Source organism: Brucella sp. NBRC 12950 (assembly GCF_030268145.1).
Lineage (GTDB): Bacteria > Pseudomonadota > Alphaproteobacteria > Rhizobiales > Rhizobiaceae > Brucella.
On record NZ_BSQC01000004.1, the window covers coordinates 175,687 to 190,498 of the forward strand.

Here is a 14,812-nt window from a genome sequence, read left to right on the forward strand (position 1 = left end):
TCTCCCGTTTACCAGCGGCGCTCAAAGCGGCGGCGCAGAATAATTGCTGCAATGTTCATTACTGCCAGGAACAGGAGCAGGACGATAATAGCGCCTGATGTCCGTTCTACAAAGGCACGCTCGGCTTCATTGGCCCACATGAAGATCTGCACAGGCAGAGCCGTTGCAGGATCCATCGGGGTTGTCGGCATATTGGCAACGAAGGCCACCATACCGATCAGCAGCAGCGGAGCAGTTTCACCCAGAGCCTGAGCCAGACCGATAATCGTTCCGGTCAGAATACCAGGTGCCGCGAGCGGCAGCACATGATGGAAAACCATCTGCGTCTTAGATGCACCTAGCCCCAGAGCCGCCGCACGGATCGATGGTGGTACAGCGCGAAGTGCCGAACGTGTTGCGATGATGATGGTTGGCAACGTCATCAATGTCAGCACCAGACCACCAACAATGGAGGCTGAACGCGGCAGGTTGAAGAAGTTGATGAAGACTGCAAGACCAAGCAGACCGAACACAATCGATGGCACAGCAGCCAGATTGTTGATGTTGACTTCGATCAGATCGGTAAGGCGGTTCTTCTTCGCAAATTCCTCAAGATAGATCGAAGCAGCGACACCGATAGGCAGTGCAAGAACCAGCACAATCAGCATCATGTAGAAGGAACCGACCAGCGCGACACCCAGACCAGAGGTTTCAGGACGGCTGGACGCACCATTGGTGAACAGACCCCAGTTGAAAGCCTCGCTCATCATGCCTTCACCAGTCAGCGTCTTCATCCAGGCGACCTGGCGGTCAGAAACCTTACGGTTTGCCTCGGCAACCGACAGATCGATCTGGCCCTTATAAGCAGAGTCGATATCAGCAGCAGCAAGAACCGGAACCGTCTGCGTAGTCCCGATAAGCGATGGATTATCCATCACCATCTGGCGAAGCTGAACGCGAACACCGTCAGAGAAGAAACGGCCAACCTCACGCAATTGCGCGCGATCTGTCGATGCCACACCGAGTTTCTCAGCCAGCGCGTTGCGGACCAGAAGCGGGTAGTTTGCGGTAATCAGCACATTCGGATCGGTCGCGCGCTTGTTGCCCGGATCAATAACCTGCTCGTCAAGCTTAACCGGCAGATAGATCGTCGTCTGTCCGAACGCCGTGTAGCCCTTCGAGAAAACCGAGAACAGAAGCGCGCAAAGGAAGAACACACCAATCGCAATGGCAACGATGCCATAGAGGCGGAAGCGGCGTTCAGCAGCGTAGCGACGCTTGATTCCGATATCGCGGCGCTGGGGTGTTGCCACGGCATTCCCAGCAGCATTGAAAGTTGAATCGGTCATTATTCGTACTGCTCCCGGTACTTGCGAACGATGTAGAGCGCAAAGATATTCATGATCAGCGTCAGGACGAAAAGAGTGATACCCAGCGCAAAGGCAACAAGTGTCTGCGGCGAGTCGAATTCAAGGTCGCCGGTCAGCTGGTTGACGATCTTGACCGTAATGGTGGTCATGGCTTCAAACGGATTGGCCGTAAGACGCGCTGCAACACCGGCTGCGAGAACCACAATCATCGTTTCACCGATTGCACGCGATGCCGTCATCAGAAGGGCACCGACGATGCCTGGAAGTGCAGCGGGAAGAACAACACGCTTGATCGTTTCCGAACGCGTTGCACCAAGACCGAGCGAACCGTCACGCAGCGAGCGCGGAACCGATGTGATGATGTCGTCAGACAGCGACGAAACGAACGGGATGAGCATCACACCCATGACGAGACCTGCCGTCAGCACGCTCTGCGCCATGATGAAACCCTGACCGCCTGCAATGGCAGCCGAGAGATCACGCAGGAACGGGCCTACCGTAATCAACGCGAAGAAGCCGTAAACGATGGTCGGGATACCAGCCAGAAGTTCAAGCAGCGGCTTAACAACGGTACGGACTCTCGGCGACGCATATTCGGCCATGTAGATCGCGGAGAACAGACCGACGGGCACTGCAAACAGCATGGCCACGAAAGCAATGTAGAGCGTACCAGCCAGAAGCGGGATAAGACCAAACTGACCAACTTCACCGCCAGAACCTGCAGCTGCAAAGCGTGGGTCCCAAACCGTACCGAAGAAGAAATCCATCGGTGCGATCGACTGGAAGAAAGTAACCGTCTGGAACAGAACGGAGAAAACAATGCCGATGGTCGTCAGGATCGCGATACCGGAGGAGGCAACGAGCCCCCACAGCACGATGCGCTCGACATTATTACGGGCGCGCGTGCGACGTTTGATCCCCGACAGACCAAAAACGAGGCCTGCTATGGCAATCACCAGCGCAATAACGCTGCCGACCGTGTGAGAAATCTTGTTGGCGTGCTCAAGGAAGAGAGCGATCGGGACCATATAGTCCTGACCTTCAGTAGCAAGTGCTACGCCCTTTGAGCCGAGAACTTCGCGCGCATCCTTATAGGTCTGCGGGAAGCTTTCGATTTCGGCGGGTGTCAGCTTTACGATACCGTCGGCAAGGCTGCGGATCATACCGAGCTGCAAGCTGCGCTCTGAATAGGAGCCATCCTCAACAGCCTCAGGCATACGGGCAGTTGCCGTATGATCAAGATAAGCCGACGTGCCGACCGCCCAAACCGCGAGAAACAGAATTGCGGGCAGAGCCGAAACGAGGAAAACCCACCAGCCATGATAATGCGGGCGGGAATGCATTTTCTCTACCCCTGCGCCTGATCCGGCTGCAGGTTGCGCCTTATTGAGTGCAACGGCGCGTTGACGGCCAATGAAAAAGCCGATCAGTCCGATTGCAACAACACTGACGAGAACCAGAAAGAAGGACATTCAATTTCCCCGGTTGCCCCAAAACTAAGACAAATGCTGTGAACCAGCACAACAATGTCCATGCGAATGCGCTCGTCCTAAACGACATGCGCAAAAGAAGAAGAATGTGGGGAGAGGTTCTCCCCACATTCCACAGATCAAAGCTTACTTAGCTTCCATTACCTTGCCTTCAGTGAAGGCAGTACGCTGAGCTTCACGCTCTGCATCTGGCGCTGGAACCAGACCGTATTCAGCAAGCGGGCCTTCTGGGCCAACCATCTGTTCGGACAGGAAGAAGTCAACATATTCCTTCAGGCCTGGGATAACGCCCAGGTGAGCCTTCTTCACGTAGAAGAACAGTGGGCGCGAAACTGGATATTCGCCCGAAGCAACAGTTTCAGCCGATGGCTTGACGCCGCTGACGGTTGCAACCTTCAGCTTGTCAGCGTTGTTTTCGAAGAAGTAGAGACCGAAAACACCAACGCCCTGCTTGTTGGAGTCGATGCGAGCCAGCGTTTCGCTGTAGTCGCCATCGATGTCGACTGCCTTGCCGTCCTTACGAACAGCGATACAGGCAGCAGCCGAAGCCTTGTCGTCGAGGCCAGTCTTCTTGATTTCGTCGAGAGCGCCCGATTCCTTGCAGCCGTCAGCAAGAAGCTTTTCTTCAAAAACTTCACGGGTGCCGTGCTTTTCGCCAGGAATGTAAGCGGTGATGTCCCAATCCGGCAGGTCTGCATTGACCTGATTCCACTTGGTATTTGGATTGTCTACGAGCTTGCCATCTACGACGAGCTTGGCAGCAAGTGCCTTGTAAACATCAACTGGAGCGAGCTTCCAGTCTGGGCCGTTTGCGTCGGTTGCGAAGACGATGCCGTCATAACCGAAACGAACTTCCTGAACTTCCTTGACGCCAGCGTCGATGCAGGACTTGAGTTCGGTGCCCTTCATGGCGCGCGATGCATTGGCGATATCGATGGTGTTTTCACCCACACCCTTACAGAATTCTTTGATGCCTGCGCCGGAGCCGCCCGATTCAATGACCGGCGTCTTGAAGTTAGGATAGGTTTCGCCAAAGGTTTCAGCAACGATCTTGGCATAAGGCAGAACGGTCGAGGAACCGGAAACCTGAATCTGATCGCGCGCATTCGCAGCGGAAACCGACAATACTGCAGCAATTGCGAGCGCTGCGGTCGAGGAAATCATCTTGTTCATGAGCACCAGCCCCTGTTGTAAAAGACACATGACGTGAAAGCGTCACCAGCCGTCTACGCGCTCTATATAACAGTCATATGACAGTAGTGTAACAGCTTTGTATCAATCGCCTTTGCCCGCGGTTTTGTGGGGTTTTCCACGCGGGCCTGCTGCTTCACATTTTAAAACATGACAATCGTGCAGCAGTCGCCTCAATGCCTGCGACATCGACATTGGCGAAAGCAAAGCGCAGGAAAGCATCCTGGCTTTCACCAAAGAAGCTGCCGGGCAAGGTAATGATGCCAGTCGTTTTGGCAAGCCTCTCGGCAACCGCGACAGAAGACAAACCATCATAAGGATGCCGCACAAAAGCGAAATAGGCACCCACCGCCTCAACATGCCAACCGGCGACATTGCTCATCGAGACACGTAAAGCCTCTGCCCGTCGTGCAATCTCCTTGCGATTGTCATCACGCCAGGACTGTAGCGGCTCGATAGCCCGACTGACCGCAATCTGTGGCGCGCGAGTTGCACAGATCTGCAGATTGTCCATGACCTTGGTAACATTCGCCACCATGTCAGCACCCGCTACGATTGCGCCTAGCCTGTGACCGGGAATGCAGAAGGATTTCGAGAAGCTATAAAGCTGGATCAAATGCGACGGCCAATCGACTTCTTTAAAGAGATCATGGGGCGCCTGATCAGCGTCACTGAGAAAATCGCGATAGGTTTCATCCAGCAGGAGCCATGTTCCATTGTCACGGCAGGCCGCATAGATTTGCGCCAGTAGCTGCGGCGGATAAATAGCACCGGTTGGATTGTTGGGAGAAACCAACACCAGCGCACGCACGCCTTTATGCAATGCGGCCCGCACATCCTCTATATCCGGCACGAAGCCATTTTCGGCGCGGCAAAGCATCGTTTCCGAGCGAATTCCCAGCATTTCCAACGATGACCGGTGATTGAAATAGAATGGATCGGTGGCGAGAACCGTATCTCCGCTTTGAGCAACGCACATGATTGCCGCAATGAACGCCTGATTGCAGCCCGACGTTATATGAATATTGCCAGCCTTGATCTCCGCGCCATAAAGATTGCCGACATGCCGGGCATAGGCTTCCCGCAGAAAAGTTTCTCCCTCAATCGGGCCATAGCCCGCGTAAGCGACCGAGCTTGCAGCTTCGCCGAGAAAGCGCAGCATATCAGGATGCGGTGGGTAGCCGGGTACGGCTTGCGACAGATCGATCAGAGGTCCATGCGCGCCATCATATTCACGCGCCCACGCCTGAACGGCTGGGATGGGTGGCGCAGAGAGCTTATCGATAAGCGGATTGATGATGGGCAAAGGCATCAGAAACTCCCCCTTCTGATATTGTCGCTATTCGCTCGGGCGCGACAGGACATAAGCCGCAGAACCAAGCATAAAAACCGTAACTGAAACGGCAAGCAAGGGGCCAGGCTGTGCGCCCCACCAGAACATGCCGTAGCCAAACGTCATACCAAGACATGCATAGAGTTTTGCCCTTGGTGGAATGGCTCCACGATCACGCCATTTGATGATCATCGGGCCAAAACGCGGATCGGCCAGCAGACGCGCCTCGAATTTCGGTGACGAACGCGCAAAAAACCATGCCGCAAGGATGATGAAAATGGTGGTTGGCATCACCGGCAGAATGGCACCAATGATGCCAAGTGCCAGCATGAGAAAGCCAAGGCATAGATAGACAACGCGCTTGCCAGCCGAGACGGCGGGGCGCGCGGTGTCCTGATCGTCCTTTTGCGAATTATCCTGCATCATATTCCATTCTGAAGCTGAGCGCTTATAGCAGGATTTTGGCTTTTGAATGCATCTGGCCAGCGGTCAAAACTGTGTCATCGCGCCGGATTTCAACAAAAGTTACAGATGTTGCGGTAAACTTTACCGGCCAGACAACACCCATTGGTTGTATTTTGCCCATAAAAGGCCAGATTTTGTCATCTTGCGGTGATGGAACGAAAACTAGGAATACAAATAAAAATTGTATTGTCGCGGCTAAATACCCCTCTCAGCCAAAGCAGCTTTTCTTGAGTCCCGCGCTTGAAAACATGGCTCTGCGAAGCAGGCGGTCGAATCTTAACGAATCGTAAGCGATTTTACAGAAACAACGCGATTCAATTCAAAATATTCCTGAGTTTTTCTTGAATCATCAAATAAACAACGCATAGTATAGGATCATTTTCCGCACAATCTTCTGAATCAATTACCTCATAATACTCTCAATAATATCACGCCATCGCCACATTTAGATTCCAGTTCCCGTCGACCTTTCTCAGTCAAGACTGTGAAGGCACTTCGAAACGACTCTTGGAATCAGTATGAACTTCAAAATTCGTATGGCTATGCTCGCCGTTGCGACCACAGGTCTTTTCTCGATCACCGCAATGGAAGCTCAGGCTGCGCGCTGTGGCGGTGCTTCTTGGTATGCACTCACCTCCCGCACGGCATCGGGCGAACGCATGAACCCAGCTGGTCTGACCGCGGCTCACAAAACACTGCCGCTTGGCACCAAGGTAAAAGTGACCAACCAGAGAAACGGCAAGTCGCTTGTCGTCCGTATCAATGATCGCGGTCCGTTCATTAAGGGGCGCGTTCTCGATCTTTCCAAGGGAGCGGCTCAGCGCCTTGGTTTTGTGGGTGCAGGACACACAAACGTCTGTTTCACACCACTTTAGCAATCACATGAGGATGGCTGTCCTTCTCCAGCCCCTATTTAAAAGCTGTTCCATTTCGGCGACAGATTTCGCATAAGCCTATATTTTATATGAGTAATTTCCTAACCGCCGCCTTCCAAGCGGCGGTTTTTTGCACCCATAGATACAATTTATAGATGTGTTTTCAGATACATACCCGCGTTAACCATTAATTAAGATGTTGGGCGAAGACGCCACAGTCTCAATTGACTCAGACCATGTTTCATATTTTAACTTTTCGTTAATAAATGCCCAGTGCGGGCTGTGAAAAGGGCTTTGAGTATGTTTTGCGTAGTTCGCTCGAGCATTAAGTTTATCGCTACTGCCAGCATTGGCATTGCTGCTCTCGTCTCGAGCTTTGGTGCTCAGGCTGCATCGGGAGCCTATATGCAGACAGGTAAACTGACCTCACAGCCAATCGGTCATTACGAGTTCTGCAAGCGTGAAGCTGCTGAATGCAACATCGTGAGCCGCGATACCCGTCCGCTTCTGCTCAACAACGCTAACTGGCAGAATATTCAGACCGTCAATCTCTCGGTTAATGAGCGCATCAAGCCGATGACCGATATGGAAATCTACGGTGTAGAGGAATATTGGGCTTACCCGACCACTGTTGGCGATTGCGAAGACTATGTTCTGCTCAAGCAGCGTGAACTGGCCAAGGCTGGCATTCCGATGACTGACCTACTGATCACGGTTGTTCGCAAGCCAGACGGCGAAGGCCATGCGGTTCTGACCGTTCGCACAGATCGTGGCGATTTCGTTCTCGACAATCTGACTGACGAAGTTCTTCGTTGGGATGAAACCGACTACACCTATCTGAAGCGTCAGGCCGCAAACAATACCGGTCGCTGGGTCACAATCGAATCTCAGGACAATCTGCTGGTTGGCTCGGTTAAGTAAGCAGACGAACATCGTATCAAACGCAGGGCCGGAGAGTGTTTTACTCTCCGGCCCTTTCTTTTTAACGCATGTCTGTCGTTGAACTATTTCCTGCAAAATCAAACTGGATTAGGCTCTGATTCTGGCTGCTTCCAAGCCTCCCCCCTCCAATCGGGAAAGCATTATTCATGCGGGAAATCTAACCATCGAACCAACTGTTCGGGCGAAAGCATAAGGAGGGATTGCTATTATGGCTCGCATAGGAGGTTTTGATGAAATTATCGGCTCCCATCTATCACTTGAAACGCCGTGCGAAACTTATGTCGCGGGATGAGAATATACCGCTTTATGCTGCATTGGATCGCATTGCAGCGCGCGAAGGCTTCAAAAGCTGGAGTATGCTGACACACAAACAATCAGGCGCGGTTTCAGCAGCAGCGCTATATGCGCGCCTGCATCCCGGCAATCTGGTTCTGGTGGGCGCACGCCCGGGCCATGGCAAAACACTGCTCAGTCTTGAAATCCTCATTGAGGCGATGAGAAAGGGGCAGCGCGGTCTGTTCTACTCTCTCGATTACACACGAAAAGACATTGCCAAGCGATTTGACATGCTTGGTGTCGATGATCGCGACTTCAATGATCTGTTCGTGTTCGACACATCTGAGGCAATCAGCGCTGATTACATAATCGGTCAGGCGCAAGACGAACCGCATGGCACCTGCATCGTCATCGATTATCTTCAACTCCTGGATCAGAAGCGTGAGAAGCCGGAACTGATGGCGCAGATCCAAGCGTTAGAGGCTTTTGCACGCGACAAAGGCATGACCATTCTCTGCATTTCGCAGATCGACCGCTCGTTTGATGCCGAGATCAAAACTTGCCCGGATTTAAGCGACGTACGCCTTCCCAATCCACTTGATCTGTCATTGTTCAGCAAAGCCTATTTTCTCAACAATGGCACCGTGACACTTCACGCAAACTGAACCAATGAGGATCAGGACTTCTGTGGCGGTTTTCACGCCACAGAAGACAGCCTCTCTGCTCCCATACGATAGGAAATCGCACCGGCAAGATGGATACGGCTGATCTGATCCACACCGTCAAGGTCAGCCAGCGTGCGTGCGACTTTCAGAATACGATGATATGCGCGCGCGGAAAAGCGCATCTGTTCGCTGGCGTCACGCAGCAATTTAACACCAGCGGGGTCGGGTCTTGCCACTTCCTCGATCAGATTTGCCGAGCAATTGGCATTGGTCATTGATGCATCAAGGCCAAGTGCCGTATAGCGTGCACTCTGGATCGCACGCGCCCGCGCCACGCGCTTGGCCACACTTTCACTTCGTTCAGACTGCGATGGCTGTATGAGATCAAGCGCCGAGACAGCCGGCATATCAACGCGCAGGTCGATGCGATCCAGCAAGGGGCCGGAAATTCGTGCCTGATAATCACTCTGGCAACGCGGTCCACGCGCGCATGTATGTCCCGGCTCTCCTGCCATACCGCATCGGCATGGGTTCATTGCCGCAATCAGCTGAAACCGCGCCGGATAGCTCGTGCGATGATTGACACGGGCGATCATGCATTCGCCTGTTTCCAGCGGCTGGCGGAGCGAACCGAGCACCTGCGGCGAGAATTCAGGAAACTCATCGAGAAATAGTACGCCATTATGTGCGAGAGACACCTCGCCCGGTCTTGCCCGCAAACCGCCGCCCACCATTGCTGCCATGGATGCGGAATGATGCGGCGCACGAAACGGTCTGCGGTCAGAAAGCTTTCCGCCCGACAATTCACCAGCGATAGATGCAATCATCGACACATCAAGCAGCTCGCGTGGGCTGAGTTTTGGCAGGATCGACGGCAGTCGCTGCGCCAGCATGGATTTGCCTGATCCCGGCGGGCCGACCAGCAGCAAATTGTGATTGCCTGCGGCTGCAATCTCCAGCGCACGCTTAGCAGTCTCCTGCCCTTTGATATCCGCCAGATCAGGCTGCATTTCGCTTGAAACACGCATGGAGGGTTCGGGCGGTGTCAGCACCTGCGTTCCCTTGAAATGATTGGCCAGCGCGATCAGGCTGCGTGGCGCGAGAATATCAACATCTGCACCCGCCCATGCCGCTTCCGAGCCGCAGGCATGTGGGCAAATCAGCCCCTTGTCCTCGCGGTTCGCACTGATTGCTGCGGGCAGTACGCCAGCAACTGCCGTGATCGTGCCATCAAGCGACAATTCGCCCAGCACCATGTATGATTGGATGGCATCCGCCGGAATAGCACCAATGGCAGCCATCAGCCCGACCGCAATTGGCAAATCGTAATGCGAACCTTCTTTGGGTAGATCGGCGGGTGCCAGATTAACTGTCACCCGCTTTGTCGGCATCGACAGACCGGAAGCGTGGAGCGCTGCCTGTACCCGCTCCCGACTTTCAGCTACCGCCTTGTCGGGCAGGCCGACGATTGACATACCCATCTTGCCCGGTGCCACCATCACCTGCACATCGACAGGCACCGCCTCTATGCCCTGGAAGGCAACCGTTCCCACCCGCGCTACCATATGCCCCCGCATAACACGCAGCACATCTCAAACGTGAGAAAATGCTTAAATACAACCATATGATTTAAGCATTTTCGATAGTTGCAATCAAGAGAAAGGGCCGATCTGATTGTTTCAGACCGACCCTATGAATTTTTCACCGAAGAGACGCGTGTTACTTGCGCTTGGCTTCAACTGCATCCCAGAACAGGGCGGCAATATTGGTGCCATCAAAGCGTTCGATCTCGCGGATACCCGTTGGGGAAGTCACATTGATCTCAGTCATGTAGTCACCGATCACGTCGATACCGACGAGAATGAAACCACGTTCTTTAAGCGACGGTCCGATGCGGGCGCAGATTTCCTGCTCACGCGGTGTCAGCTTGCTTTGTTCAGCACGGCCACCGACATGCATGTTGGAGCGCGCATCGGTTTCCGAAGGCACGCGATTGATCGCGCCAACTGGTTCACCATCGATCAGGATGATGCGCTTGTCACCGGCACGCACATCCTTGAGGTAACGCTGCGCAATAAACGGCTCCTTGAAGAGCTGACCGAACATTTCCAGAAGCGAGGTCAGGTTACGGTCACCATCAGCGAGATGAAACACGCCTGCGCCGCCATTACCGTAAAGCGGCTTCAGAATGATATCGCCAAATTCACGGCGGAATTCCAGAACCTCTTGTGGATCCTTGGTGATAAGCGTTTCCGGCATCAGGTCAGGAAATTCGGTGACGAAAATCTTTTCCGGGCTGTTGCGAACCCAGGCCGGATCATTGACCACCAGCGTCTTTGGATGGATGCGCTCCAGCAGATGCGTATTGGTGATGTAGTTCATGTCGAATGGTGGGTCCTGGCGCAGCAGCACCACATCCATGTCCAGCATATTGCGGCGAACCGGCTCACCGAGCGTGAAATGATCGCCCTTGATGTCGCGCACTTCGAGCTTCTCAAGCCGCGCTGTAACAACGCCATCACGCATGGAAAGACGATCAGGCGTGTAATGATACAGCTCATGGCCGCGCTTCTGCGCTTCAAGCGACAGAGCAAAAGTGGTGTCACCTGTAATATTGACCGTGCTGATATGGTCCATCTGGACCGCAACTTTTAGCGACATGATTTCCTCGCGATTCTCAGTTGCCGGAACTTAAAACGGTTTCGCCAAGCGACATAGAACTTTCTGATCACTTAAATATTTGCAACTGGATCGCCGCCCCGCCCTTCATTATGTTGAAACGGCAAAGCCCGGGAGGAACAGGTGAGCGCAGTCAACACAACCATATTTGCCGAACATATCGCGGAACTGGGAGAAGGTCCGGGCTATGATCCACTGATCGCTCAATGCTGGTGGTTCGATATTCTGGGTCAGAGACTGATCGAAAAAGATGATGGTGGTGAAGTCCGCACGCACGATCTGGGCATGAAAGCCAGCGCGCTTGCAGTCATTGATCGTGAGCGGCAGCTGATCGTCAGCGAACATGGTCTGTTTGTGCGCGAGCGCGCCAGTGGACGCCTGGCGCTGCACCATCCGCTGGAAGCCGATAATGACGTCACACGCTCCAATGATGCGCGTGTGCATCCGTCAGGTTCCTTCTGGATCGGGACCATGGGCAAGAAAGCCGAGAAGGATGCTGGCTCAATCTGGTGGTATCGCGCGGGGCAAGTCAAAAAGCTTTTCTCTGGCATCACGATCACCAACTCGATCTGCTTTTCGCCGGATGGCAAGATCGCTTATTTTGCCGATACCGACCGCAATATCATCTGGCGGGTCGATACTGATCCCGAAACCGGGCTGCCGGTCTCGGAAAAAAGTGTGTTCCATCATCGCGTGGAAGATGGTGGCGTTGATGGCTCGGTGGTGGATGCAGAAGGAACACTGTGGAATGCTTGCTGGGGTGGCAGTGCGCTCAATGCCTACTCGCCGCAGGGCCGTTTGATACGCTCGATCAAGCTTCCTGTTAGCCAGCCAACCTGCCCAGCCTTTATCGGCGCAGACGCCTCTGTGCTGATCGTCACCAGCGCTCATGAAGGCATGAATGAAAATGCCCGCAATGCTGATCCACATGCGGGCAAGGTCATATTGCTAGATCTTTCGATCAGCGGACGTCATGATCCGCCGGTCAAGCTATAATTAAAACGTAACACGCTTTAGTTCCTTGTCTTTCGCATGTCTTTAACCCAAAACCGGTTCCCACTTTTGGGAGACATGCTTATACACCTTCGACGATGACGATTTCGCCGTCCGCCACAGTCTGGCGGATGGCTTTTGCAGCCTGATATTCCGGCGAGTTGTAGCAATCAAGCGCGTGCTGCATCGTTTCAAATTCGATGATGACATTGCGGGCGCGGCCCTGACCCTCAACGGCTTCGGCTTTACCGCCACGAGCGATAAACTTCGCACCATAGCGCTCGAAAGCAGGCTTGGCGGTCGAGACATAATCCTTGTAGCGCTCCGTATCACGGGCATCCACGCGGGCGATCCAATAGGCTTTGGTCATATCATCCTCCTCAGAAACTGATTAGGCAACCGAGCGCATTTCTTCCAGAATGGCAAGGGCTGAAGCCCTGCGATCGCTTGCGCCGACAATTGGTCGCGCAACGACGAGATGGCTTGCACCGGCTTCTAACGCATCGGCTGGTGTCATGACCCGCTTCTGGTCGCCCTTCTCGGCTCCCGCCGGACGAATTCCTGGAGTAACGACGGCCATCTCGGGGCCAATGGCCTGACGAATGGCAAAAGCTTCGGCAGCCGACGCAACAATCCCGCCCATGCCCGCGTCCCGCGCCTGTTGCGCACGCTTGAGCACCAGTGCTTCCGGCGTATCGGAATAACCCGCCTCTTTCAGATCAGCATCATCCATCGAGGTCAGAACAGTCACGCCAAGCAGGCAAAGATCAGAGCCTTTGGCCGCTTCCACAGCCGAACGCATGGCCTTTGGATAAGCATGAAGGGTAAGCATGGAAACGCCCATCTTCGCGACATTTTCCACGCCCTTGGCAATGGTATTGTCGATGTCGAGGAGCTTCATGTCGAGAAAGACTTTTTTCTTTGCCGCAATCAGACTCTTGGCGAAATCAAGACCGCCTGCAAACACAAGCTGGTAGCCGATCTTGTAGAAAGTGGCCGCATCGCCAAGCTCTTCAACTACCTTTTCCGCTTCAGCAACGGTTGGCACGTCGAGGCCCACGATCAGCTGATCGCGCAAATCTGTGGTCGTCATGGTAATCTCCGCTGTGATTTTTAGTTTTAGAGCGCGTTTCGATCGGATTTAATCAGATCGGCGCTCTAAAGTCTTTTACTTGAAGCATAATCTTATCGATCCTCGCTCCGCTCAGGTCGGATTATGCTATTCGCACAACAGGGCGCGGTACGAAAGATACCGCGCCCTGAAATGTGCAGATAGTGCCAATTATCAGCGCCCCGGATTGACCGAGTGCTTAATCAGGCTCGCACATACAGCGCTCAGCATCTTTGCCTGACGCTCATTTTTGAGCGTGTCATCATCATTGAAAGCATCGGCGGCACCGCTAACGGAACACTGCTCAGTCACGATATGCGTGCCGACATTCATCAGAACGGCGCGCAGGTGATAAAGCCCACGCATACCGGCGAAAGCACCGTTGGAAGTCGAGCAAAGCCCGACAGTCAAACCCGCATAGGGCTTGAGCGGCTTATCGCCATCCTTCGAAATACGGCTGACCCAGTCGATCGTGTTTTTGAGAAGCGCCGGGATCGATGCGTTATATTCCGGAGAACAGATCATCAGCCCGTCATGCGCGGCAAATAGACGACCAAGCTTCATGGCGTTTTCAGGAATACCCTCTTCAGCTTCCAGATCTTCATTCATGAAGGGAAGCGGATAATCAGCCAGCGAAATATGCGTGACGCTCGCACCTTGTGCAGCCAGCTCTTTGGAAGCCGCCTCTGCCATATGGCCTGAAAAAGCGCCTTTGCGGGTAGAACCCGCAAAGATCATGATCTTTGCCGTCATTGATTAATATACTCCGTAAAAGGTCAGACGAGCGGACTACGATAGACCCAGAGCTGTGCGGGCGGAACATTGCGCACGACGAAATCGTAATGCTGCACAGTGTAATTGCCTTTGCCAGCTGGCACTGGCGGACGTGGACCATAAGTAATCTGTATGAGAGGACGGCCGCGTGGAATTCGGGACAAAAGATCTTCCATCAGCTGAATGCGGCTTGGCATTGGGAAATTCAGCATCGGAACGGCTGAAACAATGCTGTCGAATTTCTGATCTTTCATATTGCCCAAAGCGCTATCCAGATCGAATACATCGCCCTGGATGATGTTCACATCGGGGAAAGTCCGGTCGAGATGTTCGACAAAATCTGAGGAGTATTCAACGCAGTAGAGATCGGAAGGCTTCACGCCATGCGCAAGAATAGCCTTGGTGATAACACCTGTTCCCGGTCCGAGCTCCAGAACAGGCAGGCCTGATTTCGTATCGATAACACTCGCCATGCGTCGCGCTGTAATCGAACTTGTCGGCAATATAGCGCCCACCGCCTTCGGTCCGTCTATCCAGCCTTTGAAAAAACGGATTTCCTCATCGAACTTAGCGGCCAGTTTCCTGCCGAGCTGTCCTGCCATTCTCACTGCTCCCATTGTCGTTATCAGACAAGTTTATGCCGCATTGGATTGGTTAGGCAAGGCGACA

The 14,812-nt window shown here is 53.5% G+C and carries 15 protein-coding genes; 4 read left to right on the forward strand and 11 right to left on the reverse strand.

Annotated elements, in window-relative coordinates:
- Positions 1–8 precede the first annotated feature (8 nt).
- The 5 genes from pstA to QSJ70_RS08230 form a co-directional block, all read right to left on the reverse strand.
- Entirely contained in the window at positions 9–1,328 is a 1,320-nt protein-coding gene (gene pstA, locus QSJ70_RS08210; RefSeq protein ID WP_007872773.1) for a phosphate ABC transporter permease PstA, read from the reverse strand.
- Positions 1,328–2,821, reverse strand: a complete 1,494-nt coding sequence (gene pstC / locus QSJ70_RS08215; RefSeq protein ID WP_285535700.1) for a phosphate ABC transporter permease subunit PstC — start codon at positions 2,819–2,821, stop codon at positions 1,328–1,330. The genes pstA and pstC overlap by 1 nt, the downstream gene beginning before the upstream one ends.
- 144 nt (positions 2,822–2,965) lie before the next feature.
- The gene (locus QSJ70_RS08220; protein ID WP_064322288.1) at positions 2,966–4,012 is read right to left on the reverse strand and encodes a PstS family phosphate ABC transporter substrate-binding protein; all 1,047 of its coding nucleotides are present in this window, start codon (positions 4,010–4,012) and stop codon (positions 2,966–2,968) included.
- Positions 4,013–4,166: 154 nt separating this feature from the next.
- Positions 4,167–5,336: an aminotransferase gene (locus QSJ70_RS08225; RefSeq protein ID WP_285535944.1), complete on the reverse strand. Its 1,170-nt coding sequence runs from the start codon at positions 5,334–5,336 to the stop codon at positions 4,167–4,169.
- Positions 5,337–5,369: 33 nt separating this feature from the next.
- Positions 5,370–5,786, reverse strand: a complete 417-nt coding sequence (locus tag QSJ70_RS08230) for a YbaN family protein (protein WP_039859404.1) — start codon at positions 5,784–5,786, stop codon at positions 5,370–5,372.
- Positions 5,787–6,346: 560 nt separating this feature from the next.
- On the opposite strand from QSJ70_RS08230, the gene QSJ70_RS08235 reads away from it, so the two are divergent.
- The 3 genes from QSJ70_RS08235 to QSJ70_RS08245 all read left to right on the forward strand — a co-directional run bounded on the left by QSJ70_RS08235 (position 6,347) and on the right by QSJ70_RS08245 (position 8,586).
- A complete protein-coding gene (locus tag QSJ70_RS08235) occupies positions 6,347–6,703 on the forward strand; it encodes a septal ring lytic transglycosylase RlpA family protein (RefSeq protein ID WP_007872763.1) in 357 nt (118 codons plus the stop codon).
- A 300-nt stretch (positions 6,704–7,003) separates the two neighbouring features.
- Positions 7,004–7,624, forward strand: a complete 621-nt coding sequence (locus QSJ70_RS08240; protein ID WP_285535702.1) for a transglutaminase-like cysteine peptidase — start codon at positions 7,004–7,006, stop codon at positions 7,622–7,624.
- Positions 7,625–7,875: 251 nt separating this feature from the next.
- Positions 7,876–8,586 (forward strand): DNA helicase, encoded by a 711-nt coding sequence (locus tag QSJ70_RS08245; protein ID WP_215775873.1) that lies wholly within the window; start codon positions 7,876–7,878, stop codon positions 8,584–8,586.
- 32 nt (positions 8,587–8,618) lie between these two features.
- Here the strand turns inward: QSJ70_RS08245 and QSJ70_RS08250 are convergent, their stop codons facing one another.
- Positions 8,619–10,151 (reverse strand): YifB family Mg chelatase-like AAA ATPase, encoded by a 1,533-nt coding sequence (locus tag QSJ70_RS08250; protein WP_285535705.1) that lies wholly within the window; start codon positions 10,149–10,151, stop codon positions 8,619–8,621.
- Between the two features lie 154 nt (positions 10,152–10,305).
- The gene (gene gshB, locus QSJ70_RS08255) at positions 10,306–11,247 is read right to left on the reverse strand and encodes a glutathione synthase (protein ID WP_007872723.1); all 942 of its coding nucleotides are present in this window, start codon (positions 11,245–11,247) and stop codon (positions 10,306–10,308) included.
- A 141-nt stretch (positions 11,248–11,388) separates the two neighbouring features.
- Between gshB and QSJ70_RS08260 the strand changes: the two genes are divergently transcribed.
- The gene (locus QSJ70_RS08260) at positions 11,389–12,261 is read left to right on the forward strand and encodes an SMP-30/gluconolactonase/LRE family protein (protein ID WP_285535708.1); all 873 of its coding nucleotides are present in this window, start codon (positions 11,389–11,391) and stop codon (positions 12,259–12,261) included.
- A 79-nt stretch (positions 12,262–12,340) separates the two neighbouring features.
- On the opposite strand, the gene QSJ70_RS08265 is transcribed toward QSJ70_RS08260, so the two are convergent.
- The 4 genes from QSJ70_RS08265 to pmtA all read right to left on the reverse strand — a co-directional run bounded on the left by QSJ70_RS08265 (position 12,341) and on the right by pmtA (position 14,745).
- On the reverse strand, positions 12,341–12,628 hold the full coding sequence (locus QSJ70_RS08265; RefSeq protein ID WP_064322282.1) for a DUF1330 domain-containing protein: 288 nt from the start codon (positions 12,626–12,628) through the stop codon (positions 12,341–12,343).
- 21 nt (positions 12,629–12,649) lie between these two features.
- Positions 12,650–13,351 (reverse strand): orotidine-5'-phosphate decarboxylase, encoded by a 702-nt coding sequence (gene pyrF / locus QSJ70_RS08270; protein WP_113496134.1) that lies wholly within the window; start codon positions 13,349–13,351, stop codon positions 12,650–12,652.
- 192 nt (positions 13,352–13,543) lie between these two features.
- Positions 13,544–14,122: an NADPH-dependent FMN reductase gene (locus QSJ70_RS08275; protein WP_285535711.1), complete on the reverse strand. Its 579-nt coding sequence runs from the start codon at positions 14,120–14,122 to the stop codon at positions 13,544–13,546.
- A gap of 23 nt (positions 14,123–14,145) precedes the next feature.
- The gene (pmtA, locus tag QSJ70_RS08280; protein ID WP_064322279.1) at positions 14,146–14,745 is read right to left on the reverse strand and encodes a phospholipid N-methyltransferase PmtA; all 600 of its coding nucleotides are present in this window, start codon (positions 14,743–14,745) and stop codon (positions 14,146–14,148) included.
- Positions 14,746–14,812 lie beyond the last annotated feature (67 nt).